Origin of the sequence: Paracoccus methylovorus (genome assembly GCF_016919705.1) — a bacterium.
GTDB lineage: Bacteria > Pseudomonadota > Alphaproteobacteria > Rhodobacterales > Rhodobacteraceae > Paracoccus > Paracoccus methylovorus.
In genome coordinates, this window is record NZ_CP070368.1 from 661,317 (window position 1) to 687,293 (window position 25,977).

At 62.0% G+C, this 25,977-nt stretch carries 32 protein-coding genes; 17 read left to right on the forward strand and 15 right to left on the reverse strand.

The window, feature by feature from the left end; translation table 11 throughout:
- Positions 1 to 38 precede the first annotated feature (38 nt).
- The 4 genes from fabZ (at position 39) to lpxB (ending at position 3,418) form a co-directional block, all read left to right on the forward strand.
- The gene (fabZ, locus tag JWJ88_RS03285) at positions 39 to 518 is read left to right on the forward strand and encodes a 3-hydroxyacyl-ACP dehydratase FabZ (protein WP_205294687.1); all 480 of its coding nucleotides are present in this window, start codon (positions 39 to 41) and stop codon (positions 516 to 518) included.
- On the forward strand, positions 511 to 1,296 hold the full coding sequence (lpxA, locus tag JWJ88_RS03290) for an acyl-ACP--UDP-N-acetylglucosamine O-acyltransferase (protein WP_205294688.1): 786 nt from the start codon (positions 511 to 513) through the stop codon (positions 1,294 to 1,296). Before fabZ ends, lpxA begins: the two co-directional genes overlap by 8 nt.
- The gene (locus JWJ88_RS03295; protein WP_205294689.1) at positions 1,293 to 2,090 is read left to right on the forward strand and encodes an LpxI family protein; all 798 of its coding nucleotides are present in this window, start codon (positions 1,293 to 1,295) and stop codon (positions 2,088 to 2,090) included. Before lpxA ends, JWJ88_RS03295 begins: the two co-directional genes overlap by 4 nt.
- A 164-nt stretch (positions 2,091 to 2,254) precedes the next feature.
- The gene (lpxB, locus tag JWJ88_RS03300) at positions 2,255 to 3,418 is read left to right on the forward strand and encodes a lipid-A-disaccharide synthase (RefSeq protein ID WP_205294690.1); all 1,164 of its coding nucleotides are present in this window, start codon (positions 2,255 to 2,257) and stop codon (positions 3,416 to 3,418) included.
- Here lpxB and JWJ88_RS03305 read toward each other — a convergent pair.
- The 4 genes from JWJ88_RS03305 to JWJ88_RS03320 all read right to left on the reverse strand — a co-directional run bounded on the left by JWJ88_RS03305 (position 3,393) and on the right by JWJ88_RS03320 (position 7,636).
- Positions 3,393 to 3,743, reverse strand: a complete 351-nt coding sequence (locus JWJ88_RS03305) for a RidA family protein (RefSeq protein WP_205294691.1) — start codon at positions 3,741 to 3,743, stop codon at positions 3,393 to 3,395. The two genes, lpxB and JWJ88_RS03305, sit on opposite strands and share 26 nt — an antisense overlap.
- A 28-nt stretch (positions 3,744 to 3,771) precedes the next feature.
- Positions 3,772 to 4,518, reverse strand: coding sequence for a sulfite exporter TauE/SafE family protein (locus JWJ88_RS03310; protein ID WP_205294692.1), 747 nt, complete (start codon positions 4,516 to 4,518; stop codon positions 3,772 to 3,774).
- 322 nt (positions 4,519 to 4,840) lie between these two features.
- Positions 4,841 to 6,784, reverse strand: a complete 1,944-nt coding sequence (locus JWJ88_RS21695) for a Hint domain-containing protein (RefSeq protein ID WP_240200185.1) — start codon at positions 6,782 to 6,784, stop codon at positions 4,841 to 4,843.
- Positions 6,785 to 7,426: 642 nt separating this feature from the next.
- Positions 7,427 to 7,636 (reverse strand): entericidin A/B family lipoprotein, encoded by a 210-nt coding sequence (locus JWJ88_RS03320; RefSeq protein ID WP_240200186.1) that lies wholly within the window; start codon positions 7,634 to 7,636, stop codon positions 7,427 to 7,429.
- A gap of 78 nt (positions 7,637 to 7,714) precedes the next feature.
- Between JWJ88_RS03320 and JWJ88_RS21960 the strand changes: the two genes are divergently transcribed.
- Positions 7,715 to 7,837: a hypothetical protein gene (locus JWJ88_RS21960; RefSeq protein WP_256439718.1), complete on the forward strand. Its 123-nt coding sequence runs from the start codon at positions 7,715 to 7,717 to the stop codon at positions 7,835 to 7,837.
- 38 nt (positions 7,838 to 7,875) lie between these two features.
- Positions 7,876 to 8,220 carry a TraR/DksA family transcriptional regulator gene (locus JWJ88_RS03325; RefSeq protein WP_205294693.1) on the forward strand — a complete coding sequence of 115 codons (345 nt, stop codon included), beginning with the start codon at positions 7,876 to 7,878 and terminating at the stop codon, positions 8,218 to 8,220.
- Here JWJ88_RS03325 and JWJ88_RS03330 read toward each other — a convergent pair.
- Complete coding sequence (locus tag JWJ88_RS03330) at positions 8,183 to 8,326, reverse strand: entericidin A/B family lipoprotein (RefSeq protein ID WP_205294694.1); 144 nt, start codon at positions 8,324 to 8,326, stop codon at positions 8,183 to 8,185. The two genes, JWJ88_RS03325 and JWJ88_RS03330, sit on opposite strands and share 38 nt — an antisense overlap.
- A gap of 101 nt (positions 8,327 to 8,427) precedes the next feature.
- Between JWJ88_RS03330 and JWJ88_RS03335 the strand changes: the two genes are divergently transcribed.
- Entirely contained in the window at positions 8,428 to 8,736 is a 309-nt protein-coding gene (locus tag JWJ88_RS03335) for a hypothetical protein (protein WP_205294695.1), read from the forward strand.
- 32 nt (positions 8,737 to 8,768) lie between these two features.
- Here JWJ88_RS03335 and JWJ88_RS03340 read toward each other — a convergent pair whose 3' ends face one another.
- Positions 8,769 to 9,533, reverse strand: coding sequence for an alpha/beta fold hydrolase (locus JWJ88_RS03340; protein ID WP_205295106.1), 765 nt, complete (start codon positions 9,531 to 9,533; stop codon positions 8,769 to 8,771).
- Between the two features lie 72 nt (positions 9,534 to 9,605).
- Here JWJ88_RS03340 and JWJ88_RS03345 point away from each other — a divergent pair, with 72 nt between their 5' ends.
- On the forward strand, positions 9,606 to 9,989 hold the full coding sequence (locus tag JWJ88_RS03345; RefSeq protein ID WP_205294696.1) for a hypothetical protein: 384 nt from the start codon (positions 9,606 to 9,608) through the stop codon (positions 9,987 to 9,989).
- Between the two features lie 125 nt (positions 9,990 to 10,114).
- Here the strand turns inward: JWJ88_RS03345 and glyA are convergent, their stop codons facing one another.
- Positions 10,115 to 11,398, reverse strand: coding sequence for a serine hydroxymethyltransferase (gene glyA / locus JWJ88_RS03350; RefSeq protein ID WP_205294697.1), 1,284 nt, complete (start codon positions 11,396 to 11,398; stop codon positions 10,115 to 10,117).
- A gap of 143 nt (positions 11,399 to 11,541) precedes the next feature.
- Here glyA and JWJ88_RS03355 point away from each other — a divergent pair, with 143 nt between their 5' ends.
- Positions 11,542 to 12,291, forward strand: coding sequence for an NAD kinase (locus tag JWJ88_RS03355; protein ID WP_205294698.1), 750 nt, complete (start codon positions 11,542 to 11,544; stop codon positions 12,289 to 12,291).
- Between the two features lie 65 nt (positions 12,292 to 12,356).
- A complete protein-coding gene (locus tag JWJ88_RS03360) occupies positions 12,357 to 13,952 on the forward strand; it encodes a peptide chain release factor 3 (RefSeq protein ID WP_205294699.1) in 1,596 nt (531 codons plus the stop codon).
- Positions 13,953 to 14,051: 99 nt separating this feature from the next.
- Here the strand turns inward: JWJ88_RS03360 and JWJ88_RS03365 are convergent, their stop codons facing one another.
- Positions 14,052 to 14,474 (reverse strand): OsmC family protein, encoded by a 423-nt coding sequence (locus JWJ88_RS03365; RefSeq protein ID WP_205294700.1) that lies wholly within the window; start codon positions 14,472 to 14,474, stop codon positions 14,052 to 14,054.
- A gap of 108 nt (positions 14,475 to 14,582) precedes the next feature.
- On the opposite strand from JWJ88_RS03365, the gene JWJ88_RS03370 reads away from it, so the two are divergent.
- Positions 14,583 to 15,476: a DMT family transporter gene (locus JWJ88_RS03370; RefSeq protein ID WP_205294701.1), complete on the forward strand. Its 894-nt coding sequence runs from the start codon at positions 14,583 to 14,585 to the stop codon at positions 15,474 to 15,476.
- A 71-nt stretch (positions 15,477 to 15,547) separates the two neighbouring features.
- Positions 15,548 to 15,901 carry a CopM family metallochaperone gene (gene copM, locus JWJ88_RS03375; protein WP_205294702.1) on the forward strand — a complete coding sequence of 118 codons (354 nt, stop codon included), beginning with the start codon at positions 15,548 to 15,550 and terminating at the stop codon, positions 15,899 to 15,901.
- 90 nt (positions 15,902 to 15,991) lie between these two features.
- Here the strand turns inward: copM and JWJ88_RS03380 are convergent, their stop codons facing one another.
- Positions 15,992 to 17,128, reverse strand: a complete 1,137-nt coding sequence (locus tag JWJ88_RS03380) for a deoxyguanosinetriphosphate triphosphohydrolase (protein WP_205294703.1) — start codon at positions 17,126 to 17,128, stop codon at positions 15,992 to 15,994.
- A gap of 75 nt (positions 17,129 to 17,203) precedes the next feature.
- Here JWJ88_RS03380 and JWJ88_RS03385 point away from each other — a divergent pair, with 75 nt between their 5' ends.
- The gene (locus JWJ88_RS03385) at positions 17,204 to 17,539 is read left to right on the forward strand and encodes a HesB/IscA family protein (protein WP_205294704.1); all 336 of its coding nucleotides are present in this window, start codon (positions 17,204 to 17,206) and stop codon (positions 17,537 to 17,539) included.
- A 56-nt stretch (positions 17,540 to 17,595) separates the two neighbouring features.
- Entirely contained in the window at positions 17,596 to 18,381 is a 786-nt protein-coding gene (gene xth, locus JWJ88_RS03390; protein WP_205294705.1) for an exodeoxyribonuclease III, read from the forward strand.
- Positions 18,382 to 18,494: 113 nt separating this feature from the next.
- Here the strand turns inward: xth and JWJ88_RS03395 are convergent, their stop codons facing one another.
- Genes JWJ88_RS03395 through JWJ88_RS03405 form a run of 3 tightly spaced genes read right to left on the reverse strand, consistent with a single transcriptional unit; the run spans position 18,495 to position 20,820 of the window.
- Positions 18,495 to 18,833 (reverse strand): hypothetical protein, encoded by a 339-nt coding sequence (locus JWJ88_RS03395; protein WP_205294706.1) that lies wholly within the window; start codon positions 18,831 to 18,833, stop codon positions 18,495 to 18,497.
- Positions 18,830 to 18,967: a hypothetical protein gene (locus JWJ88_RS03400; RefSeq protein WP_205294707.1), complete on the reverse strand. Its 138-nt coding sequence runs from the start codon at positions 18,965 to 18,967 to the stop codon at positions 18,830 to 18,832. The genes JWJ88_RS03395 and JWJ88_RS03400 overlap by 4 nt, the downstream gene beginning before the upstream one ends.
- Entirely contained in the window at positions 18,964 to 20,820 is a 1,857-nt protein-coding gene (locus tag JWJ88_RS03405) for an extracellular solute-binding protein (protein ID WP_205294708.1), read from the reverse strand. Before JWJ88_RS03405 ends, JWJ88_RS03400 begins: the two co-directional genes overlap by 4 nt.
- A gap of 364 nt (positions 20,821 to 21,184) precedes the next feature.
- Here JWJ88_RS03405 and JWJ88_RS03410 point away from each other — a divergent pair, with 364 nt between their 5' ends.
- Positions 21,185 to 21,967 carry a 3-hydroxybutyrate dehydrogenase gene (locus JWJ88_RS03410; RefSeq protein ID WP_205294709.1) on the forward strand — a complete coding sequence of 261 codons (783 nt, stop codon included), beginning with the start codon at positions 21,185 to 21,187 and terminating at the stop codon, positions 21,965 to 21,967.
- Positions 21,968 to 22,094: 127 nt separating this feature from the next.
- Here JWJ88_RS03410 and thyX read toward each other — a convergent pair whose 3' ends face one another.
- Positions 22,095 to 23,000, reverse strand: coding sequence for an FAD-dependent thymidylate synthase (gene thyX / locus JWJ88_RS03415; protein WP_205294710.1), 906 nt, complete (start codon positions 22,998 to 23,000; stop codon positions 22,095 to 22,097).
- Between the two features lie 173 nt (positions 23,001 to 23,173).
- Here thyX and JWJ88_RS03420 point away from each other — a divergent pair, with 173 nt between their 5' ends.
- Positions 23,174 to 23,602, forward strand: coding sequence for a VOC family protein (locus tag JWJ88_RS03420; RefSeq protein ID WP_205294711.1), 429 nt, complete (start codon positions 23,174 to 23,176; stop codon positions 23,600 to 23,602).
- A gap of 168 nt (positions 23,603 to 23,770) precedes the next feature.
- Here JWJ88_RS03420 and JWJ88_RS03425 read toward each other — a convergent pair whose 3' ends face one another.
- On the reverse strand, positions 23,771 to 24,286 hold the full coding sequence (locus JWJ88_RS03425; protein WP_205294712.1) for a MarR family winged helix-turn-helix transcriptional regulator: 516 nt from the start codon (positions 24,284 to 24,286) through the stop codon (positions 23,771 to 23,773).
- Positions 24,287 to 24,378: 92 nt separating this feature from the next.
- Positions 24,379 to 24,624, reverse strand: a complete 246-nt coding sequence (locus JWJ88_RS03430) for an FAD assembly factor SdhE (RefSeq protein ID WP_205295107.1) — start codon at positions 24,622 to 24,624, stop codon at positions 24,379 to 24,381.
- Positions 24,625 to 24,729: 105 nt separating this feature from the next.
- Here JWJ88_RS03430 and JWJ88_RS03435 point away from each other — a divergent pair, with 105 nt between their 5' ends.
- Entirely contained in the window at positions 24,730 to 25,932 is a 1,203-nt protein-coding gene (locus JWJ88_RS03435) for a pyridoxal phosphate-dependent aminotransferase (protein WP_205294713.1), read from the forward strand.
- The last annotated feature ends 45 nt before the right edge of the window (positions 25,933 to 25,977 follow it).

Below are 25,977 nucleotides of genomic sequence, written 5' to 3' on the forward strand. Positions count from 1 at the left end.
CCGTTGCTAGGCAATTGAAAACATCTGACGAGGACCGCATGGCCGCTGACGAGACCGCCTATATCCCGCCGACCGAAGTCGATCTTGCGATGATCAAGCGGATCCTGCCGCACCGCTATCCTTTCCTGCTGGTGGACAGGGTGCGCGACATCGTTCCGGCGGAAAGCTGCGTGGGCGTCAAGAACGTCACCTCGAACGAGCCGCATTTCGAAGGGCATTTCCCGCAAGAGCCCGTCATGCCCGGCGTGCTGATCATCGAGGCGATGGCGCAATCCGCAGCGGTGCTGGTCGGCGTCACGCTCGATCTGGCCGATAAGGGCATGGGTACCTATTTCATGTCGATCGACAAATGCCGTTTTCGCCAGAAGGTGGTGCCGGGCGATGTTCTGGAACTGCACATGAAAACCCTGCGCGGCGGCGGCAAGATCTGGAAGTTCGAGGGCCGCGCCGTCGTGAATGGCCAGTTGGTCGCCGAGGCCGAGGTGATGGCCATGCTGAACCGTGGCGAGAATGGCTGAGGCCTGGATCCACCCCTCGTCCGTCGTGGACCCTGCCGCGAAGATCGGCGAGGGATGCGAGATCGGGCCTTTCTGCGTCATCGGCCCCGAGGTCACGCTGGGCCGGCGCGTGGTGCTGAAATCCCATGTCGTCGTCGCGGGCGAGACCTTGATCGGCGATGAAACCACGGTTTTTCCCTTCGCCTCTCTGGGCGAGGTTCCGCAGGACCTGAAATTCCGCGGCGAACGCACCCGGCTGGAAATCGGCGCCCGCAACCGCATCCGCGAATATGTCACCATGAACCCCGGCACCGAGGGCGGCGGCGGCGTCACCCGCATCGGCGACGATGGGCTGTTCATGGCCGGCAGCCATGTCGCGCATGATTGCCAGATCGGCAACCGGGCGATTCTGGTCAACAATGCCTCGGTCGCAGGCCATTGCGTGCTTGAAGACGATGTGATCGTCGGCGGGCTTTCCGGCGTGCATCAGTGGGTGCGGATCGGTCGCGGCGCAATCATCGGGGCGGTGACCATGGTGACGGCGGATGTCATTCCGTTCGGACTGGTGCAGGGGCCGCGCGGCCATCTGGACGGGCTGAATCTGGTGGGGTTGAAGCGGCGCGGGGCCTCGCGCGAGGAAATCCACGCCCTGCGCGATATGCTGGCGCAGCTTGGGCGAGGCAGTTTCCGCGACACTGCCCGACATCTGGCCGAGGGCGAGAATAGCGCCATGGTGCGCGAGGTGCTGGACTTTATCCTGGGCCCCTCGGATCGCAGCTTCCTGGCACCGCACCCATGAGCCGCATCGCCCTGATCGCCGGCGAGGGACGCCTTGCCCCCGCCATTGCCGCCGCGCTTGACGATCCGCTGATCTATGCGCTGGATAACCTCAGGCCCGAGATCGCGGCAAAGCCCTTTCGTCTTGAACGTCTGGTGCCCTTTCTGGACGAACTGGCCGATCAAGGCGTGACACAGGCGGTCTTCGCCGGTGCCATCCGACGCCCGAAGATCGAGCCCGAGCTTTTTGACCCGCGCACCATGAGTATCGTGCCGCGTATCCTGATGGGCATGCAATCGGGCGATGACGCGGCGCTGCGCGCGGTCCTCGACGTATTCGAAGAACATGGCATATCCATATGTTCTGTAGATCAAATCCTGCCGGATCTTGTTCCGGGGGAAGGGGTTCTGGCGGGTGAGCCCAGTCCCCGCGATCAAAAGGATGCAGCCCGCGCGGCGGAGATCGTAAATGGTCTTGGCGCATTGGATATCGGGCAAGGCGCGGTGGTGGCGCAGGGGCTTTGCCTTGCGGTCGAAGCGCTGCCCGGCACGCAGGCCATGCTGGAGTTCGCACGGCTCCATGCAGGTTTGAAGCCCGATCCGACGGGTGCAAGAGGCGTGCTTTATAAAGCGCCCAAGCCAGGCCAGGACCGCCGCATCGACCTTCCGACCATCGGCCCCGACACCGTGCTGCAAGCCGCTGAAGCTGGTTTGGCCGGGATCGTCTGGGAGGCGGGCAGTGTCATCATGCTTGAACGTGCCGAGGCGGTTCGCCGCGCCGAAGCGTCGGGACTGTTTCTCTGGGCTCGCGGGTAAACTAACATCTGTGGCCGAAGAGGTCCTATGTGCTTCTTCGTTGCCCAAATACCCAAAGAACAGTCTCGCGAAAACAGGTTTTGGGTATTTTTACAACGAAGAAACCAAATGGCTTCCTGGTTTCTTAAATTCCCATACCGAGGTGTGGCAGGCGGAGGGGCGCGATGAAATTCTTCCTGATCGCGGGCGAGCCTTCGGGCGACAACCTGGGCGGAGCCTTGATGGCTGGGCTGAAACGGCTTGATCCAAGCGCCGAATTTCTGGGCATCGGCGGTCCGGCAATGGCGACCGAGGGGCTGAGAAGTCGTTTCGGCATGGAAGAACTGAGCCTTATGGGTATTTGGGAGGTGCTGCCGAAGTACCGCGCGCTCAAGGCCCGGATTGCCGAGACCGCTCGAGCCGTGGCCGATGCGCGCCCCGATGCCCTGATCACCATCGACAGCCCGGATTTTTGTCTTCGCGTGGCGCGTCAGGCCCGGATGATGAATCCAGATCTGCGCACCATCCACTATGTTGCGCCCTCGGTCTGGGCCTGGCGTTCAGGACGGGCGAAGAAAATGGCCGAGGTGATCGACCATGTATTGGCGATCCTGCCCTTTGAGCCGCCGTTGATGCAGGCGGCGGGGATGAGCTGCGATTTCGTTGGACACCCCATCGTCGCCGAAACGATAGCGGAAGAAGCCGAGGCGGCAGGTTTTCGCGCCGCAAAGGGGATCGCGCCGGATGCGCCGCTGATCCTGTGTTTGCCGGGCTCTCGTCGGACCGAGGTGGGCAGGCTTGGCCCGCGCTTTGACGAAGCCCTGATGCGGTTGCGCGACCGGGTGCCCGAGATCCGGGTGGTAATTCCCACCGTGCAGGGGGTGTCGGGCTTGGTGCATGAAATGGCCAAACGCTGGCCAACGGTGCCGGTGGTGGTTGAGAGCCCCGAGGAAAGGCGTGCGGCCTTTGCGGCCGCCGATCTTGCGCTGGCGGCTTCGGGCACGGTCAGTCTGGATCTGGCGGCCAATGATGTGCCCATGGTAATCGGCTATGACGTAGCGCCGCTTAGCCGGTTCATCATCGGATTGCTGCTTAGGACCGATACGGTGACGCTGGTCAATCTGGTCAGCGAAACCCGGGCTGTGCCGGAATATCTGGGCCGTAATTGTCAGCCCGGGCCGATGTCGCAGGCACTTTACCGGTTGATCGAGAACCCAGAGGAGCGTGCCGCGCAACGGGCCGCCATGGCACTGACCATGCAGCGGCTGGGGCGCGGCGGCGAGGCACCCGGCCTGCGCGCCGCGCGTTCGGTGTTGGCGGCGATCAGTTCTGCGCCGCGACCACGATGATTTCGACTTTGTAGTCCGGCGTCGCCAGCGCAGATTCGCCGGTGGCGCGGGAGGGGGCGTGGCCGGCCGGCACCCATGCGTCCCAGACCGCGTTCATCTGCGGGAAATCGGCCATGTCGGCCAGCCAGATCTGCGCCGACAGGATGCGGGTCTTGTCTGAACCGCATTCTGCGAGCAGCCGATCGACTTGGGCCAGCACTTCCTTGGTCTGCTCGGTCACCGATTCGCCCGGTTTCCCGACTTGGCCGGCCAGATAGATGGTGCCGTTATGGACGACTGCCTGGCTCATACGGGGGCCAGACTCGATGCGCTTGATGTCGGACATTGGAAATCCTTTTCAGGTTGGACTGGCGTCAGAAGAGCCGCCAGAAGAATATAGCCGTCATGCCAAAGCCGATGGCCGCGATCAATGCCCGCAATACCTTGATCGGAAGGCGCCGCGCGACGGGCGCGCCCAGATAGCCGCCAAGGACGGTGCCGACGCTCATTACGGCTGCCGGCAGCCAGACGACCTGCCCGCCCGCAGCAAAGATGGCGAAGGAGATCACCGACAAAGCAAAAGACAACCAGTTCTTCAGCCCGTTCATCTGATTGAGGTCCACCATGCCCCACAGCGCGAACAGCGCCAGCAGCACGATGCCCAGCCCGCCGTTGAAATAACCGCCATAGATGGCGACCGGCACCATGGTCCCCACCCCAAACGGCGCCACCGCATTGCGGTGCTGGCCGGCCCATTCCCGCACCTTGGCGCCCCAGATGAAGATCGAGGTCGCGGCCAGCAACAGGAAGGGGACCAATATTGCAAAGGCCGTGTTCGAGGACACCAGCAACAGGCATGATCCGATAACCCCGCCGAACAGCGTCCAGAGCGTCAGCCTGATGACCAGCGCACGCTCGATCTGCGCAATTTCATGCCGGAAACCCAGCGCCGCCGACAGATATCCCGGCAGGGCGGCGACGGTGCTGGTGGCGTTGGCGGCAACCACCGGCACGCCGCTGGCCACCAAAGCGGGGAAGGTGATGAAAGTCCCACCCCCTGCAACGGCGTTCAGCATCCCGCCGAAAAATCCTGCACAGAGCATCAACAAAGTATCGGTCATGCCAAGCTTTCCGGGTGATCAGGGGAAGCGCCCATGCTTAGCCTTGGCGTCGCCGGGCGTCCAGTCATGCCGCGACCGGACATGGAAACGCCCGGAGAAAGCTCTCCGGGCGGATGGGGGCTGGTTGCTTTGGGACCGGCTTAGAAGACACCAGTCAGGTAGAGCAGGATGATCACGAAGATCGGAACCCCCAGGAACCAGGCGATAATGCCTTTCATTGCCGTTTTCTCCCTATCTGGTCATAAGCGGAACGCGACTTGACAGGGATGGTTCCCCAATGCGGCCCTGACGGGGAAAGACGTAACTCTCTCCGGGCAGGGCTTTACAAAGCCTCCGCTGCAATCAGCGGACGGTGGTTTTGCAGGTGGCGCAGGCCGAGCTTGCGGGCCTGGCGGCCGGAGGGCAGATAGCGCGCCGGCTCCGGGACATGCTCGGGATCCGCCAGTTGCGGGAACAACGCGAAGATTTCCTCGACCGCCGCCTTGCCCACGGATTTCAGCGCCTCGGGTCCGGTATAGAGCGATTCCGTCTCAGCCCCGTTCGAGGTCACCACCTCGTGTCGGTCGAACAGCATGTGGAAATAGGTGACCTCTGAAACATCCGTGGCGATGTCGAAGCCATCCAGTTGCAGAAGCTGCTTGGCGGCGACCAGCACCTCGGATGCTCCGAACATTTTCTGCGCGATCTTCGACCGCACCAAGACCCGGTGCTGCGGCGAAACCAGCAGGTCCTGCCGTGGTGCATCCGGCCCCAGCGCCCCGGCCCTGATACGGATCGGCTGCAGCTTCGGCATGGCGCCCAATTCTATTGCGCTCAGCTTGCGCGAGCCAATCCAGCGCACCGGCTGCAGGCCATTGTCGCGGGTCTGCACCAGATCGCCCACGCGGATCTGCTCGATCGGGACTTCGCCATGTGCCGTCAGGATCAGAGTGCCTGCGGTGAAGCAGGGGACGCGCAGGGCTTCTTCCCATTGTGAGTAGCGGTTCCCGTTCCAGTTCAGAGGGTTTGTGGGATGGGGTGTAACGCTGCCATCCTCATTGTATGTCCAGCCGGCAGCGGTCAGGGCGGCTTTGAAATCATCCAGCCGGTCATCGGGAACGATAATCGTTAATGCGTCGGTGCCAGCGCCGCCTCTGATCAGGTCATCGAGCCCGGTCCCACCAGCATTGTCACGCGTGGTATAGCCGATCTGAAGCGAATCATTGCCGTCTTGCAGGGTGAAGGTACTGTTGAACTGCCAGTCATCGCCGATGACGATGGTATCGGTGCCGGAGGTAGAGCCGGTAAAATAGTCCTCTTGGGTATAACGGTCGCCAATTGTGACGTTGTTGATACCGGCCGCCCCGCCCATCCCCAGCAGCCCGCCGACATGGACGTCATCGCCAAAGGTGATGGTGCGGTCCACAAATGTCCCGCCCAGGCCGATATTGCCGACCATGCCGGGCGTGCCGCCGATATATGTGCCGTTTCCGGCCACCAGCGTGATCTGCATGTGGTCGCCAGCAAGGCCGCTGCCACCGATCGAGATATCGCCGGTATTGACGTTCTCGCCCAGGATCACCGTCTTGTCGCCGAAACCTCCGCCCATGAAGATATGGCCGATATTCGAGCCATCGCCGACCTCAACCGAGTAGTCGGGCCCCGAATTGCCCATGGAGAAAGAACTGCCATGGGTATCGGCATTGGCGCCAAGCGTGACACTGCAATCACCAAGCGCGGCGTCAAAGTTCATATTCACGCCGGCGGTATACTCAAAGTTGGCGCCCGCCTTCAGATCCAAACCTCCAGATCCGGCATAGACGGGACCAGTGATGGTGGCATTGTCGCCGAGTGTAATATCGATCTTGGAGCTGGGGCTGGGGCTCGGATGGTTGACGATCCCACCGATAGTGACGCCATCGCCGCCTGTCACCGTGGCCTGGATCTCATTGGGGTCGGCGCCGCCCGTCCCAGTAAGGGAGCCGACGGACGAGCCGTCCGCAAGATTATAGTCCACAGATGCGATACTGGGCACTAAAGCGGTGTTGAAGTTAATGTTTGAAGCCTGCACACCCTCTGCAACATTCACGGTCGGCGCAAGTGAAGAGCCTGCGAAATGGATATCAAGTACATTGGAATTGCTGGAGTTTATTTCAACGATGAAATCGTGCGGTCCAGCGTCTTCAGACGGTGTAAAAAGGATATCACCGGAAACGCCGGGGTCAATAATATAGGTTTCGCCGGGAACGACTGTATAGAGTCCGGGTCCTGTAATGATGATTGCCATGGGCACACTCTAGAAACGGGCGACTAGGTCGCGGCTGATGAACACAGGGTGCGGTGCAGCGAAAGGTCGTGGAACTTCCGCGGCGCAGACTAAATACGCATAAAAACATCTTTTTGGAATCTGTTATCGCTAACTTTCCGATTTATTTCGCCATGATGCCTCATGCCGCATTGACAATGCCATCATATAAATAAACAAGGAAGGTTTTTCTGGAAATCATGCTTCCTATGGGGGCTGATTTCCGTCCGGGAATCAGGCGTTCCAGACCATCCTGTTCGGGGCCTCCCGAAAACGTTGTTGAACCTTGGGCCGTGTCCATCGCTTTGTTCTCGGCGCGATTTTTAAAATGCAAAGAACAGGGCCATCCCAACGCCATCAGCGATTGAGCTGCCGCAAATGAACCCGGTCCCGCAGGCCTGCCACCACTGGGTTGAGACGGATGGGCGCACCGGTCGTTGCCGTAATTCCGGGGACGTGGCGATTGGCCGCAGGCTGAGAATTCGCCGGTCAGTCGGGTTTTGCAAGGTTTGAACGTCCCCGCACGTCGTTGCGAGACGGCGGGGCAAGCAGATTCACGGCGCCGAAACGCGTTGGTGCCGTATGATTCGGGATCGTGTCTGGGACGGATCCGTCGTTACGTGATCAATATGGCGCTGGCGTGACTGCTGGGGCCATATAGGGATCGGCGGCCGGTGCAACGGGGGCCTGTCCCATTTGCACTTGGCCGTTTGCAGCCTGTTCGGTAAGCAACTGCCCGGCTGTCTGCATATCGCGTCCCGCGCCCTGCATCGTCTCGCAACCCGCGACCGCCATTCCGGCCAGACACAGGCTGACCGTGATCATCCGACGCATGCTCGTTCCTCTCATTTTCTGCTCGTTTTGGGGCAGCCTAAACCAGCCGGAAATCCGCTCAAGCCAGAGACGGGATGGATGCTGATCATCGGCAAGGATTTTCTCGAATCCCAGGGGCCGCAGGCGGATCTTGGCCGATTCCCGCGCGCGCCGGCGCCGATTCCAAAAAAATTAACCCAAATCAAATGGAAGTCCGCGTAAGCGTGCCAGAGGTCGGGGAGGCTTACAGGGAGGAAATCATGGATCTGCAAATCCGCAAGACCATGCTGAGGACGCGCCGGAATGCCCTTCTTGCCGATCTTGCCGGCATCCGGGCCGCGCTTGACGATTGCGTGCCCGACGAAGGTGCGCAGGCTGCCCTTCAGGCGCTGGGCTCTGTTCAGCAGGCCGAGGCAGAACGAATCGAAGCGGCGCTTCAGCGTATCGACAGTGGCGAATACGGGCTTTGCACCGAGTGCGGCGGCAGTATCCAGCCAGAGCGGCTGGACCTGCTGCCCGAAACCCTGTTCTGTGCCGATTGCGCCGCACGGGCCTGGGGGGCAGGGGCTACATGCCCGCCTGAGCTTCCTGGCTTTCGCGGCTGATCGCCTGCCCTGCGCTTTGCAGATCGTTCCCGGCGCCCTGCACCGTCTGACAGCCCGCAAGAGCCAGCAGCGCAAGCAAAGGCGAGGCGTTAAGAATTCGACGCATGTTCAATCTCCTGCAAAGGTTTGTTGCACTCTCAACGCCTTCGTCTGATCGGGGTTCCCGCCGTTAAGGGGATCTTAACCTGTCGTCTCTAGACAGGCGGCATGTATGTGATTCTGTTTCTTGTCCTTTTCCTTTCGGCCTGCGCCTCACCCGCCCCGCAGTTCTTTGGTGCGGCGCGACACGATATTACGCTGGAAGGTATTCGCTTTGCGGTCTTTCACGACGGCGCGCAGGCCGAAGTGATCCGGCTTGGCTATCTTAACCGGCACGCGCGTGCTTCGGTGCCCGAACTGATGGTGATGGCTGCCGAGCAGACGACTGGCTGCAAGGTGATCGCGAACAGCCTGCGCAGCCGAATTCCCGGCGATACTGGAGAGGCGCGTCTGGCGCTGCGATGTCCGGGCGGCTAAGGAGGTCTGGCCGCTTCCAGCCTGGCGAAGGATCAGCCGAAAAACGCTGTCACTGCTGCTGCAACCTCGGCAGGATGATCGGCGTGCAACCAATGGCCCGCTCCGGCGATTACGCGGATTTCGGCTTGGGGGAAATGCTTGCGGATCGCCTCGATCTGCGGGGCACGGCAATAATCCGAATTCTCGCCGGCAAGAAACAGCGTGGGGCCGGTGAAGCTGCCCTCTGGCGCGGCTGGCCAACCCACCAACTGGGCCATCTGGTCGCGCAAGGCGCCCAAGTTGAACTTCCAGCGCGGCGGATCGGCTTTCAGATCCAGCGACTGCAGCAGAAAGGCCCGCACCCCCGTATCAGAGATATGTTCGGCCAGCCGTGCGTCTGCCGCGGAACGCAGGTGAATGCCGGCAAGATCCACCGCCTCCATCGCATCGATATAGACGCTTTGGCTGTGGCTATAGGCAAAGGGTGCTATGTCCATGACGATCAAGCGGCGCACAAGTTGCGGCTGCGTCAACGCCAGCACCATCGCAGCCTTGCCGCCCATCGAATGGCCCAGCAGGTCTGCATGTCCGCCCTCGGCCACGATCACCTTGGCAAGATCGTCGGCCAGCGCAGCATAGCTATGATCGGCGTCGTGAAAACTGTCGCCATGGTTGCGCATGTCGACCGAGATCACGCGCCGGCTTTCGCCCAAGCGCCGTGCAAGGCCGCCAAGGTTGCGTCCCGATCCGAACAACCCATGTGCCAGCAGCACCGGCGGTTGATCCGAATCCGTTCCCGTTATCGTCATGTTCAACATCATATGCGCAACCTAGCGGCACTGGTGCAGCGACGCCAGAGGCGCTAGTTTTGACGAAAACGGGATGAGGCGATGGGTATCGAAAAGATCCGGCCAATGGCCGACGAGGTCGCCAGCCTGATGGCGGCACGGTTCGGCGGTTTGCGGCGCGGCCAACAGGCCGATCTGGAAAGCATGTTGCGCAAACGCGGTGGTGCGCTGCCGCGACGGTTGCGGCGCGAGGCGCGCGTTCTGGCTGACGCCGACCTGAAATCCGGGCAACCAAAACTGGCGCGTCAGGTGGATTTCGATCGGATCGACCGGGCGTATAAGGCGCTTGTCGCCTATCTGCGGCCGTTGGGGCAGGGGCTGCGCTTGCGGGGCGGTGCGGCGAGCATTGCGGCAAGCGTGCTGTTCGGCCTGCTGGTTCTTGCCGCCATAGCCATCTGGATCATGTTGCGGCGTGGGTTGATCTGAAACCGCGTCTTGCCGACTGTGACCTCTGCGACGTGATCCGGCCACGACCCATCACAGTCGTCTGATAGGACCATATAGAAACTAGGGGCGGCGCGGGCTCTACGAAACCCGCGCCAGCCAGCAGCTTACAAACCGTTATAAAGCGGGAAGCGGGCGCAAAGCGCCTGAACCTCGGCCTTGATGCGGGCCTCGACCTCGGTATTGCCCTCCTCGCCATTGGTGGCAAGGCCGTCCACGACTTCGACGATCCAGCGCGCGATCTGGCGGAACTCTTCTTCCTTGAAGCCGCGGGTGGTGCCGGCGGGGGCGCCCAGCCGGATACCCGAGGTGACAAAGGGCTTTTCGGGGTCGAAGGGCACGCCGTTCTTGTTGCAGGTGATGTGGGCGCGACCCAGCGCCGCCTCGGTCGCCTTGCCGGTCACGCCTTTCGGCCGCAGGTCCGCAAGGCAAAGGTGGTTGTCGGTGCCACCCGAGACGATGTCGATGCCACCCTTCATCAGCTCCTCTGCCATGGCGCGGGCATTGGCGACGACCTGTGCGGCATAATCCTTGAACTCGGGCCGCAGCGCCTCGTCAAAGGCCACGGCCTTGGCGGCGATGACATGCATCAGGGGGCCGCCCTGCAGGCCCGGGAACACGGCCGAGTTGATTTTCTTGGCGATGTCGGCGTCATTGGTCAGCACCATGCCACCACGCGGCCCGCGCAGCGATTTATGGGTGGTGGTGGTCACGACATGGGCATGGGGCAGGGGCGACGGATGCTGGCCGCCTGCCACAAGTCCGGCGATATGGGCCATGTCCACCATCAGCCAGGCGCCGACCTCATCCGCGATCTTGCGGAATTCCGCCCAGTCCCAGATGCGCGAATAGGCGGTGCCGCCAGCCAGGATCAGCTTGGGCTTGTGCTCATGCGCCTTGCGACGGATTTCTTCCATGTCCAGCAACTGGTCCTGCTGACGCACGCCGTAGCTGACGACATTGAACCATTTTCCCGACATGTTGACCGGCGAGCCATGCGTCAGGTGCCCGCCCGAATTCAGGTCCAGCCCCATGAAGGTGTCGCCGGGCTGCAGCAGCGCCAGAAAGACCGCCTGGTTCATCTGGCTGCCGGAGTTCGGCTGGACGTTGGCGAACCCGCAGTCGAAAAGCTGCTTCGCGCGCTCGATCGCCAGAGTCTCGACGATATCGACATATTGGCAGCCGCCGTAATAGCGTTTGCCCGGATAGCCCTCGGCATATTTGTTGGTCAGCACCGAGCCCTGCGCCTCCAGCACGGCCCTTGAGACGATATTTTCCGAAGCGATCAGTTCGATCTCGTCGCGCTGGCGGCCCAGCTCCTTGCGGATGGCGTCGAAGATTTCGGGATCGCGGCTGTCCAGCGTCTCGGTGAAGAATCCGGTGTCGGTCATCTGGTCCTCATGCAAAAAGCGGCTTGCGGGCCTTCTAGCGCCTTTCCGGGTCGCCCGCTAGGATGGATGCGACGCCTTGGCGGTAGATCTTCCATGTATTCGCCGGGACTTGCTTCCCCGCGGCGGGTGGCCATGATGGCCGCATGAAAATGCATTTCATCGCCTCCAGCACAGAAACCGCCGTGACCGCCGCCGAGACGCTGTCCGCGCGCTACGGCCATACGCCGGTCCGTGACGCCGAAGTGATCGTGGCGCTTGGCGGCGACGGGCTGATGCTGAGCGTAATGCATCAAAATCGCGGCCTGCCAGTCTATGGCATGAACCGCGGCACCGTCGGCTTTCTGATGAACGCCTATTCCGAGGACGACCTGCCCGCCCGTATCCGCGCCGCCGAGGATACGATGATCAATCCCTTGGCCATGACCGCCGGCACCACCGACGGGCACGAGCATTGCGCGCTGGCGATAAACGAGGTCAGCATGCTGCGTGCCGGCCCGCAGGCCGCACGGCTGCGCATCAGCATCAATGGTCGCGTGCGGCTGGAGGAACTGATCTGCGACGGCGCGCTGCTTTCGACGCCTGCCGGATCGACCGCCTATAACTATTCGGCAAACGGCCCGATTCTGCCGCTCGGCTCGGACGTGCTGGCCTTGACGGCCATCGCCCCGTTCCGGCCCCGGCGCTGGCGTGGTGCGATTTTGCCCAAGTCGGCGATCGTTCGTGTCGATGTGCTTGATCCCGATAAGCGGCCGGTGATGGCCGATGCCGATTCGCGTGGCGTCGATTCGGTGCTATGGGTCGAAATCCGCTCGGAGAACTCGATCCAGCACCGGCTGCTGTTCGATCCCGGTCATGGGCTTGAGGAACGGCTGATCCGCGAACAATTCGTTTGAGCCCCGATTCCATTTGAGCCCGATTCCATTTGAGACTGTGCGCGGCGCGCGCTAAAGGGCCGGACATGAGCAACCGTCCCGATCTTCCCGCCGAAATCGCCCGCCGCCGCACTTTTGCGATCATTTCGCACCCCGACGCAGGCAAGACCACCCTGACCGAGAAGTTCCTGCTGTTCGGCGGTGCGATCCAGATGGCCGGGCAGGTCCGCGCCAAGGGCGAGGCGCGGCGGACGCGTTCCGACTTCATGAAGATGGAGCAGGACCGGGGTATTTCCGTATCGGCTTCGGCCATGAGCTTCGAGTTCGGGCAATACCGCTTTAATCTGGTCGACACCCCCGGCCACAGCGATTTTTCGGAAGACACCTATCGCACGCTGACTGCGGTGGATGCGGCGATCATGGTGATCGACGGTGCCAAGGGTGTGGAAAGCCAGACCCGCAAGCTGTTCGAGGTCTGTCGGCTGCGCGACCTGCCGATCCTGACTTTCTGTAACAAGATGGACCGCGAAAGTCGCGACACCTTCGAGATCATCGACGAGATTCAGGAAAACCTTGCCATCGACGTGGCACCGGCCTCTTGGCCCATCGGCATGGGGCGCGACTTTATCGGCGCCTATGATCTGCTGAACGACCGGCTGGAGATCATGGACCGCGCCGACCGCAACAAGGTGGCCGAGTCGATCAAGATTTCCGGCCTGGACGATCCGAAACTGGCCGAGCATATCCCTGCCAGCCAGTTGGAAAAGCTGCGAGAAGAGGTCGAGATGGCACGCGAACTGCTGCCCGCCTTCGACCGCCAGTCCTTTCTGGAAGGACATATGACGCCGATCTGGTTCGGCTCTGCGATCAACAGCTTCGGCGTCAAGGAGTTGATGACGGGGATCGGCGAGTTCGGCCCCCAGCCGCAACCGCAGAACGCCGCCGAGCGCCAGATAGCGCCCGAGGAAAAACCGGTGACCGGCTTCGTCTTTAAGGTGCAGGCCAACATGGACCCCAAGCACCGCGACCGGGTGGCTTTTGTCCGCCTTGCCTCGGGCCATTTCGAGCGGGGAATGAAGCTGCTGCATGTGCGTTCGAAAAAGCCGATGGCGGTGTCGAACCCGGTGCTGTTTCTGGCCGCCGACCGCGAATTGGCGGAAGAGGCTTGGGCAGGCGACATCATCGGTATCCCGAACCACGGCCAGCTTCGCATCGGTGACGCGCTGACCGAGGGTGAGGCGCTGCGCTTTACCGGCATCCCGTCCTTTGCGCCGGAACTGCTGCAGACCGTGCGCGCCGGAGATCCGATGAAGGCAAAACATCTGGAAAAGGCGCTGATGCAATTCGCCGAAGAAGGCGCGGCCAAAGTCTTCAAGCCGATGATCGGCTCGGGTTTTATCGTCGGCGTCGTGGGGGCGCTGCAATTCGAGGTGCTGGCGAGCCGGATCGAGATCGAATACGGCCTGCCGGTGCGTTTTGAATCGTCGCAATTCACCTCGGCCCGCTGGCTCTCGGGACCCAAGGACAAGGTCGAGGCATTCGCCAACACCAACAAAGGTCATATGGCGCAGGATCATGACGGCGATCTGGTCTACCTCACGCGGTTGCAATGGGATATCGACCGGGTGCAGCGCGATCACCCCGACCTGAAGCTGACGGCCACCAAGGAAATGATGGTCTAAGCGGTCACGAAACTGCGGGGCGCAGGTTGGCCCGGCCAATTTGGTTCGCTATGGTTACAGGCGACGCGGCGCACGGCCGCGCCGCATGCGGGGCCGGTCCTAGACCACCGTCACATCCATCGTCACCTCGGCATTCAGAAGCTTGCTGACCGGGCAGCCCTTTTCGGCCTTGCGCGCGCATTCCTCGATCACCGCCTTGTCGCCGACACCCGAGATCGTGGTGTTCAGATGCGCCGTCTTGATGGCGAAACCGTCGCCTTCCTTGGCAAGCCCGATCTCGGATGAGGTCTCGATCCTGACATTGGTGATCCCCTCTTCCTGTAAAAGCGCCGACAGTGCCATGCTGAAACAGGCGGCATGGGCCGCGCCGATCAGTTCTTCGGGGTTGGTGCCGGGCAACCCTTCGAAGCGTGTGTTGAATCCATAAGGCTGGTTGCTCAGTACCCCCGACCTGGTGGACAGCGCCCCCTTGCCGTCCTTGAGCCCGCCTTCCCATTTCGCCGAACCGGAATTTACGATCATCACCATTCTCCTTTCATCCAAGACCCTGTCCGGTGAACGCACGATCCCTTGCGCGGGTTCAATCGGGGGCCTATCCCGCATCGGGAACCTGGGGGGAAGGGAGGGCGCATGCCGGTGCATGAACTCGCGGCGTTGGGTGCGGCGGCCTGTTGGGCGATCACCGGCATCCTGTCGCAATCGGCGGCGCAGGCGCTGGGACCGTTCGGTTTCAACCGGCTGCGCCAGGCCATGGTCGCGGTCATGCTGGCGATGATCGTGATCGCCGCGGGGCGCTGGCACGGGATATCGGCCGAGGATCTTTGGCGCCTTTTGTTATCGGGCGTGGTCGGGATTTTTCTTGGCGACACCCTGCTTTATGTCGCGCTGATCCGACTGGGTCCAAGGCGCTCCGGCGCGCTTTTTGCGCTGAATGCCCCCATGGCGGCGCTGATGGGCTGGTTGGCGCTGGGCGAGGAACTGTCGACGGCAGCCATACTGGGCGTGGCGCTTTCGACCGCGGGTGTCGCCATGGCGGTGCTGGGCCGGCCCGGACGCTCCGGCGGACATCGGTTCGAGGCGGTGCAAGGCTCGGTCTGGGTCGCCTCGGGCTTTGGTCTTATGGCGGCGGCGGGACAGGCGCTGGGATCACTGATCGCACGACCGGTGATGGCCACCGGCTTTGATCCCTATGTCGCGTCGCTGGTGCGGGTGGCCGTGGCGGTGGTATGCCTGATCCTGCTGATGGCGCTGCCGATCCGTGCGGTTCAGCCGTTGGGCCGGCCTAGTCCGCGCATACTGGTGCTGACCGCGCTCTCGGGCCTGATTGCCATGGTGACCGGCATGACGCTGCTGATGTTCGCGCTGCAGGGCGGCAAAGTCGGCATCGTCTCGACGCTTTCGGCGCTGTCTCCGGTCCTGATCCTGCCGGTGTTATGGGCGATGACCGGGGCGCGGCCCTCGGCCACCTCCTGGGCGGGGGCGGCAATCGCGGTTGCGGGCATGGCGCTGATCTTCCTGCGCTGACAGGTTTGTCATTTGCCGCCCGCATCCGGTCGCGCTTTTCTTGGCGCATTGCCGTAACCCCGGAGAAAGCCATGCATCCCGCCATCTTTGCCCTTGCCACGCTATTCGCCCTGCCTGTCGCCGCTCAGGACCATGCGACGATGGATCATGCCGGCCACGGCGACAGCCCTTCGACCGCCGGCTACCAGCAGGCGATGGAGCGGATGCATCAGGACATGGCGGTGGATTACAGCGGTGATGCCGATATCGATTTCATGCGCGGAATGATCCCGCATCATCAAGGCGCCATAGACATGGCCAAGGTCGCACTGGAACATGGCAAGGACCCGGAGGTCCGCAAGCTGGCCGAAGAGGTCATCAAGGCTCAGGAGGCCGAGATCCACATGATGCAACAGTGGCTGCAGGACCACGATCCGGCCGAATAAACCCTCGTTCTTGCGTGCACAAATATCCTGGGGGAGCCGTTCCAGCCCCCGTCGAGGGGGCTGGAACGGCGGGGGCAAAGCCCCCATGGCTCAGCCCAAAAGGCGCTGTGCCTCCTGAATGGCAAAGCGGTCGGTCATGCCGGCGACATAGTCCAGAACCACCCGGGCACGCCCGGTTTCGTCTCCGGCGGCCTCCGCAGCCCCGAACCAGGTTTCCGGCATTTTCGAAGGGTCTTCCAGAAACAGCGGAAACAAGCCGTTCAACATCTCGGTGACACGCTGGCGCTCGACCACGACCGAGGGTGCGCGATACATGCGTTGGAACAGGAACAGCTTGATCGCCTTGAGGTTCTGGTAGAGCGGTTTCGAAAAGCGAATGATCGGCCCTTCCATGTCGCGGATCTCTTGCGCGCTTTGCGGCTGCAGGCCGGCAAGGCGGTTCTGTGCCACGGCGATCACGTCCTCGACCATCACGCCGAACACCCGTCGCAACGCTTCGTGCCGTCGCCGCATCGGCTCAAGGCCGGGATGCAGAGTATCCACCACCTCCAGGGCTTCACCGACCACGGGCAGTTGCGCCAGATCCTCTTCGCTGAAAAGCCCTGCGCGCAGCCCGTCATGCAGGTCATGGTGATTATAGGCCACATCATCGGCCACGGCCGCGACCTGTGCCTCGGCGCTGGCATTGCTGTGAAGCTCCAGATCCCATTCCGCATTCACCTCGGCCAGCGCATAGGGCAGGGGTCCGGTGACCGGGCCGTTGTGCTTGGCAATGCCTTCCAGGCTCTCCCATGTCAGGTTCAGCCCGTCGAAATCGGCATAATGGCGCTCCAGTTTTGTCACGATGCGTAGCGCCTGCGCATTGTGATCGAACCCGCCATAGGGCGCCATCAAGGCGGCCAGCGCATCCTCGCCGGTATGGCCAAACGGCGGATGCCCCAGATCATGCGCCAGCGCCACCGTCTCGGCCAGGTCGGTGTTCAACCCCAACGCGCCAGCGATGGTGCGGGCGACCTGCGCCACTTCGATCGTATGGGTCAGGCGGGTGCGGTAATAATCGCCCTCATGCTCGACAAAGACCTGGGTCTTGTGCTTGAGCCGGCGAAAGGCGCTGGAATGGATGATCCGGTCGCGGTCCCGCTGCCACGGGCTGCGAAAGGTGGACATGCGCTCGGGCCAGCGGCGGCCGCGGCTTTCTTCGGGCTGGCAGGCATAGGGTGCCGTCATCTTGTCCTGCGTTCCTTGCGGGTTTGTCGGGTGAACCCTATATTCCAGACCGGATGACGGAAACGGGAACGCGCCATGAACACAGGTCTGAACCTGCCCCCTAGGGTGACCGAACGCGCCTTTGCGCGCCTGGCCGAGATCAACGGCGCAGGCCCTGCACGCCCGCTGCGCATCGCGGTCGCCGGCGGCGGTTGTTCGGGGTTCCAATATGATATCCGATTGGACGACGCGGCCGAGGACGATCTGGTACTCAGCGCAGACGGCCAAAGCGTCGTGGTCGATCCGGTCTCGCTGCCTTTTCTTGCCGGTGCCACTATCGACTTCGCCGACGAATTGATCGGCGCGCGCTTCACCATCGAAAACCCCAATGCCAGCTCGTCCTGCGGCTGCGGCACGTCCTTTTCCATCTGATCTGGCTTTTCGATCTGATCTGGCCTCGGCGCACCGGGCCGGCTAGTGTCGCGCATATGAAGCTCGCGACATTCAACATCAACGGCATCCGCGCCCGGATCGAAACCCTCACCAACTGGCTTGCGGAAGCGCAGCCCGACGTCGTGGTCCTGCAAGAGATCAAGGCCCAGGATCAGGGCTTTCCTTTCGATCCGATTGCGGATCTGGGCTACAATATCGAAACCCACGGGCAAAAGGGTTTCAACGGCGTCGCCATCCTGTCGCGCTACCCGCTTGAGGATGTCACCCGCGGCCTGCCGGGCGATGAGACGGACGAACAGGCCCGCTATATCGAGGCGACGGTCGTCAGCCACCGCGCGGTGCGCATCGCCGGCCTCTATCTGCCGAACGGCAACCCGCAGCCGGGACCGAAGTTCGACTACAAACTGGCGTGGATGGAGCGGCTGCACCAGCATGCCAAATCACTGCTTGCCAGCGAAATGCCGGTGGCGATGATGGGTGATTATAACGTCATTCCCGAACCCCGCGATGCGGCATTTCCTGAAAAATGGCTGGACGATGCCCTGTTCCAGCCGCAAAGTCGCGCCGCGTTGCGCCGCATCGTCTTCGACGGTTGGATGGATGCGGTGCGCCTGCGGCACCCGGGCAGTACGCGCGGCCCGTTTACCTTTTGGGACTATCAGGCGGGGGCTTGGCAAAGGGACAACGGCATTCGCATCGATCATGTCCTGCTGTCGCCGCAAGCTGCCGATCTGCTGATCGACGTGGGCATTGACCGTGATGAGCGCGCCAAGGACAAACCCAGCGATCACGTCCCGGTCTGGATCGACCTGGACGCCTGATCTGCTTCTCTGTTGAAAAAATACCCCGGCGAGCACCTTGCAGGCCCCATTGAGGGCCGGCATAGCGGGGAAGGGGCAAGAGCCCTTGTTAAACGCGCTTCGCAGCCGTGTCCTCAGTCGCCGTCGTCGGGCACCTCGTCGTCATCGCCGAAACGGGCGTCGTCGTCATATTCGTCCTCGCCTTCGCCCACATATTTCGCGGACAGCGCGATCGAATGGTTGTCATGGATCGGGTCCATGACGATGTCCGAGGGGATCTCACCCGCCAGCCATTCGCGGATCTCATCCTTGGCTTCGCTGACATCCTGCCCGGTGACCTCGGCGATATAGGCGATGAAGGCGCGCTGGTCGCCGTCGATTTCCTCGAGCTCGCTATCGTCTGCCTCGGGCCATTTCTCGACAATGGCCTCGAAGAAGGCGGGCCAGTTATCGCGCACGTGAACCCATTTCATCGGTAACCTCCTCCGCCAAGTCCGCCCTGAACCATGCGCGAGGCACCAGAGATGTCCTCGCCCACGCCGGCAACCGTGTTGCACGCAGTAAGTGCAAGGACGGCCAGGACGGCTGCGATCCGACTGAATTTCATTTTCTTTCCTCCTGCCACCAGGTTTCTGGCATAAAGCCGGGCCAGTCACCGTAAAGCGGCGTGTTTTCAGGATAATCCAGGTCGGCGCGATGGGCCAAGCGGGAAATCCGTGAATAACTGACCGGGATGACATAGCGTCCGGCGGTTAATATCCGATCAAGGGCTTTGACCGCTGCGACAAAATCCTCATGCGTATGGGCGTGCCCCATCTCGGCGATCATGGCCTCGACCGCGGGCGAATCGATCCCCATCCAATTCTTGCTGCCCGGCGTGGCCACGCCTTCGCGTCCCCAATAAAGCCTCTGTTCGTTGCCGGGCGACAGCGACAGCCCGCGTTCATACCACGTCATGTCGAACTGATAGTTGTTCGTTCGCTCGACATATTGCGCTGCGTCCAGCAGCGTGACGCGCGGCTGGATACCCAGGTTGCGCAGGGATTGCACGAAGATATCGACGATCTGCCGGGTCTCGGCGCTGCTGCGCATGGCGCTGCCGGACTGGTTCAGCAGGATCTCGAAGCTGAAGGGATGGCCTTGCGCATTGCGCAACTCGCCGTCCTGTACGGTCCAGCCCGCCTGGCGCAGCAGTTCCAGCGCGGCGCGGATGCCCTTGCGGTCGATGGCGCGTTCCCCCCCTTCGGGCAGGGCATAGCCCTCGAGGGTGCCCGGCGGCAGGTCGTCCGCGAAGGGTGCAAGCAATTCGGCCTCGCGTCCGGTGGCGGGCTGGGGCTGCATGGCCAGTTCGGAATTGGCGAAATAGCTGGTGATGCGCGGGTCCTTGCCGCCGCTCAGCGTCATGTTGATGAAGCGATAGTTGAAGGCCTCGATCAGCGCCTGCCGCACCCGCCAGTCGGCGAACAGCGGGTTGCGGGTGTTCATCACCAGCCCCATGATGCCTGAGGGACGGCCATGGAGGATTTCGGATTTCACCATCCTGCCTTCGCGGATGGCCGGGAAGTCGAAGTTGCGTTCCCAGCGGGCGGCGACCAGTTCGCGCCAGACGTCGATCTCGCCGGCCTTGAAAGCCTCGAACATGGCCGAGGCGTCGCCGAAATAGTCATAGCGGATCACATCGAAATTATGCATGCCCTGCGTCACGGCCAGATTGCGACCCCAATAGTCGGGGTTGCGGCGAAAAGTAATCGCGCGCCCCGGATCGACCTTTTCGATGACATAGGGGCCAGACCCGATCGGGACCATCAGACTGGACTGGCTGAAATCGCGGCCTTCCCATTTCGCCTTCTTCAGGATCGGCCGCATTCCCATCAGCATCGACAGTTCGCGGTCGGAGGAATTAAAGGTAAAGCGGACCGTGCGCGGGCCGGTCTGCTCCATCTTTTCGACCTTGGCCCAGACGGCGGTATAGCGCGGATGCCCCTTGGTCCCCAGAACCTCATAGGACCACATCACGTCCTGCACCGTCACCGGCGTGCCGTCCGAGAATCGTGCCTCGGGGCGCAAGGTGAACTCGACCCATGTGCGGTCTGCATCGGTTTCGACACTTTCGGCCAGAAGCCCGTAAAGCGTAAAGGGTTCATCGATCGAGCGGGTCATCAACGACTCGGTCAGCAATCCGGGCTGGGTAAAGATCGGCCAGACCGGGTTGCCCATCAGAATCCAAGGGTTGAGCGAATCGAACGTGCCCGTCTCGGCCAGACGAATCGTGCCACCTTTCGGGGCGTCGGGATTGGCGTAAGGCAAGTGGGTAAAGTCGGGCGACAGCGCAGGTTCTCCATACATTGCAATGGCATGCATGGGTTCGGCAGGGCTTGCCAGCGGCATGGATGCAACACACAAACACAGCGCGATTCGCCGCCAGATCGCGGATTCGTTAGTAAATTTGAAGAATCGCATGCTCGATTGCCCTGATTTCCGGGTCGTTGGTTTTGCCCGGGTCCAGATTAACCGCCCGTTCACCATGAAGCAAACTTACGCCTTGGACTCAGGGGGCGAAAAGCGTATAGATAAGGCACTGCTCGATAGGTTTCTTGCCTGTATGAAACCTGCCTCATGACTTGCGCCCGCCTTGTGCGGGCGCTTTTTTTATGGGTTTTTCGTGCCGTTTCCGGGCTATTGGTCGGGTTGCAGAGCTCTGCATCCGATCACGCGGATGTCATCCGTTGGGGCCGTGGAAGTGCTGTCGGCCCCGCCCTTGTGCGGGTGTTGCTTTTTGCCCATGCTGCCGGCGAAGCAACAACGAGGGCGGCAGGAGACGGCGATGTTCGAGAAATTCCTTGGCGGTAAGACGGCGGTGGTGACGGGCTCCAACTCGGGAATCGGGCTTGGGATCGCGCATGAACTGGCGCGGGCAGGGGCCGATATCGTGCTCAACAGTTTTACCGACGCGCCCGAGGATCACGCGCTGGCGGAAAGCATGGCGCGCCAACACGGCGTCAACGTCCGCTATATTCAGGCCGATATGTCAAAAGGTTCCGATTGCCGCGCCCTGATTGAACAGGCCGGCGCGTGCGATATTCTGGTGAACAACGCCGGTATCCAGCATGTCGCGCCGATCCCGGATTTTCCGGTCGAGAAATGGGACGCGATCATCGCCATCAACCTGACCTCGGCCTTTCATACCACGGCGGTGGCGCTGCCGATGATGCGCAAGTCGGGCTGGGGCCGGGTGATCAACATCGCCTCGGCGCACGGGCTGACGGCCAGCGAATACAAGTCCGCCTATGTCGCGGCCAAGCATGGCATCGTCGGGCTGACCAAGGTGACGGCGCTGGAAACCGCGAAAGAGCCGATCACCTGCAACGCGATCTGTCCCGGCTATGTTCTGACGCCGATCGTGGAAAAGCAGATCCCCGACCAGATGAAGACCCATGGCATGAACCGCGAGGACGTCATCGCCAAGGTCATGCTGCAACGTCAGCCCTCGGGCCAGTTCGCGACGGTGGAGCAGATGGGCGGCACGGCGGTCTTTTTATGCTCGCCGGCTGCGGATCAGATCACCGGCACGACGATTTCCGTGGATGGCGGCTGGACCGCATTGTGAGACAGCAGATGGAAAGGCCGGGCCAACAGGGTTCCGACCTTTCCATGAATGGTTTGGCGCCGGCCTGTTCGAGCAGTTCGGTGCACCGGCCGGGTTTGCGGCCGATACGCGATCCCCAAGGCCGCAGTTAACCCCAGTCGGCTTCGAACTCGCGCCATTCGCCCTTGCTCATGCCGCTGTTTTCCTGCGTCACGGTCTCGCCCGCCAAGCGGCGTTTCAATGCCTCGGCGCCTTTAGCGGAAAGCTGCACCCCGCCCAGCCGGTAATCCTCGAAGGCGGCATAGGCGAAGGGCACCCAGTCCCTGACGATGCCGCACATCGCCTCGGCATAGGCGCGGATCTCGTATTGCGCATGACTATCGGCCCGCAGCCGCAGGAAGTGGAACAGGTTGTGCAGGTCCACCTTCCAATACCATTGCGTATAGACATTGGCGGGCAGGTTCATGCGGGCGAGTTCCCGTGCCAGACCCTGCTGGTTCTCCTGGCTCAGCATCTGCTCGTAATGGTCATAACTGCGCATCGCATCCTCGCGCAGGATGTCGAGGACACGGGCGGCCTCGTCCCCCTCCAGCACCTGGCCGCGGCCCTGATTGTTCACCGTCGATTGCGCGGCAAGCTGTTCGGGGGCGGGAATATAGAACTCGCGGTCCAGGATCGAATATCGTGCGGAATATTCGTTCACATTCGCGGTGCGGTGGCGAATCCACTGACGCGCGACGAATACCGGCAGTTTGACGTGGAACTTGACCTCGCACATCTCGAAGGGGGTCGAGTGCCAGTGCCGCATCAGATAGCGGATCAACCCCTCGTCGTTGCTGACCGATTTGGTGCCGCGGCCATAGCTGACCCGCGCGGCCTGGGTGATGGCGGAATCGTCGCCCATGTAGTCGATGACCCGGATCAACCCGTGGTCCAGAACCTCATGCGCCTTGTAAAGATGGTTCTCCATCCCCTCGGAAACGGCGCGCAGGGTAGGGCGCGGGGTGGCGCGCTGCTCGTCGATCTGGGCCTGTTGTTCGGGGGTGATGGGCATGACGGAATCCTCGGATGGTGTGACCATATCTTGTGGCACCTGAGCGGGATTCAATCAACCTGAAGTGTCGCCGCGGTGGGCAACCTTGGCGGACGTTGCGGTTGGCCCTGTGTGATGTCAGTCTGGCCCCGCAAACATGCCCGGACCGGATCCGCAAACAGGAAAGAGGAACGATGAATATCCGCTATCTGCATACCATGGTGCGCGTGCTCGACCTCGAAAAGACGATGGCCTTCTTTCGGCTTCTGGGGCTTGAGGAGACGCGGCGAATCGACAACGAACAGGCGCGTTTCTCGCTGGTGTTCATGGCCCCGCCCGGCCAGCACGAATGCCCGGTCGAACTGACCTATAACTGGGATGGCGACGACGGCCTGCCCTCGGACAGCCGGCATTTCGGCCATCTCGCCTATCGGGTCGGCAATATATACGAAATGTGCCAGAAGCTGATGGATGCGGGCGTCACCATCAACCGCCCGCCGCGCGATGGGCATATGGCCTTTGTCCGCAGCCCGGACAATATCTCGATCGAGCTTTTGCAAGAGGGCGAACACCTGCCGCCGCAAGAGCCTTGGGCCAGCATGGAAAACACCGGTCACTGGTAGGCGAAGAACCGAAAAGCGCAAAGGGCAGGCGGGATGTTCGCCCTTTGCGCGGGCTGCGCCGCTCAAGATACGCACCCGTCATCCGTAATATCGGGGGGCGGATCGGGGGAGGTGTCGGGCCGATGCGTTGGTCGGGTCGTGCAGTCCGGAGGCGCGGTTTTTGCGGACTTAGTAGATATAGCGAATCTGTTCGGACCAAAACCGTTCGATCCGCCGCCATAGCAGGTTCACCGCCTCGATAGGAGGGTCGTCCAGCACCCCCGACAGCTCCAGCCCTTCGGCGTGGCGGGCAAACATTCCTGCCATGCAATCGCGCACCTCTTGCCCGGCAGGGGTAAGCCGCACCCGGACCGAGCGTCGGTCCATCTCGCATCTCTCATGGTGGACGTAGCCCAACTCGACCAGTTTCTTGAGATTGTAGGAAACGTTCGAGCCTTGATACATGCCGCGGGACCGCAATTCGCCCGCCGTCACCTCGGCAGTGCCAAGGTTATAGATCAGCAGCCCCTGCACCGGTGTCAGGTCGGTCCGGCCCAATCGTTCGAATTCGTCCTTGATCAGATCCAGAAGAAGCCGGTGCAGGCGTTCAAGGGTCTGCAGACTTTCCAGATAAGCCTCGGTCCGGGTGGTCCGCTGCAGGGGCCGCAGGGCGGACACTGTTTGGGCAGAGCTGCGCTGTTGCATATGCGAGGGGTCCGTTCGTGGCTTCGTTTCCGCCACAATGCCGCAGATTTCCCAATCTTCGGTTAATCCCCGCGCGTCAGCTAAAATTGCGCCTATTTCTTCAGAAGCCTTGAATGAGCAAAGGATGCAACCCGGTCCAGGATGGGCAGCAGCGGGCCAGGTCCTGGGCGGGAATCGCCCAGCCGGGCGGTGATCCACGGGTAAAGGTCCTGATCGTTTTCATCCAGCAGCGCCTCGTACAGGTCCAGCTCGGCTTCGGTCAGCCGCTCCATCTCGCTGTCCGAGAACGGGCCGAGGATCAGGTCCATTTCCTTGGTGCCGCGCCGCCAGCTGCGCATCTTCAGCCGTTTCAGCCTTGCTTCGTTGTCAGTCACGCTTGCCCCCGGCTTGCCTGTCCACGGCGGCGCGCCTATGACGGGACGACCAGCCGCAGGATGAATTCGATGAGCTTATTGTCGCAGACGCTCGCCCGCGTCAAACCCTCGCCTACGATTGCCATCACCGGGCGCGCCCGCGAACTGGCCGCCGAGGGCCGTGATATCATCAGCCTTTCCGCAGGTGAGCCCGATTTCGACACGCCCGAACATATTCGCGAGGCTGCCAAAAAAGCCATCGATGCAGGCCATACACGCTATACGGCGGTGGACGGCATCCCTGAACTCAAACGCGCCATCTGCGACAAGTTCACGCGGGAAAACGGGCTGGATTATCTCCCCTCGCAGGTAACGGTCGGCACCGGCGGCAAGCAGATCCTTTATAACGCGCTGATGGCGACGCTGAATCCGGGCGATGAGGTGATCATTCCAGCGCCCTATTGGGTCAGCTACCCGGATATGGTGCTGCTGGCCGGCGGCACGCCCGTCATTGTCGAGGGCGCCATGGCAAACGGCTATCGCATCACCCCCGAGCAGCTTGAGGCGGCGATTACGCCCCGCACGAAATGGGTGATCCTGAATTCGCCCTCGAACCCGACAGGCGCAGGTTATGGGGCCGAGGATATGGGCGGGCTGACCAAGGTGCTGATGCGACACCCGCATGTCTGGGTGCTGTCGGATGACATCTATGAACATCTGGTCTTCGACGATTTCCGATTCGTCACGCCCGCGCAAATCGAGCCGGGGCTGAAATCCCGCACGTTGACCATGAACGGCGTGTCGAAATCCTATGCCATGACCGGCTGGCGCATCGGCTATGGTGCCGGCCCGCAGGAACTGATCGGCGCCATGGCCAAGCTGCAGTCGCAATCGACCTCGAATCCCTGTTCGATCAGCCAATATGCCGCTTTGGCCGCGCTGACCGGGCCGCAGGATTATGTTTCGGAAAGCCGCGCCGCGTTCCAGCGCCGACGCGATCTGGTGGTGGCGGGAATGAACGCATGTCCGGGTATCGACTGTCCGGTGCCGCAGGGGGCGTTCTATGTCTATCCCTCGATTGCGGGGCTGATCGGCAAGACCTCGGCAAGCGGTGCGAAGATCACGGATGACGAGGCTTTCGCCACCGCGCTGCTGAATGAAACCGGTGTTGCTGTGGTCTTTGGCGCGGCCTTTGGGCTTTCGCCGCATTTCCGCATCTCTTACGCCGCCTCGGACGCGGTGCTGGCGGATGCTTGCGCCCGCATCAAAGGCTTCTGCGAAGGGTTGCGCTGAAATGCCGCCTGCCTGTCGCCCCGGCCGGTCATCAGACTGACCGGG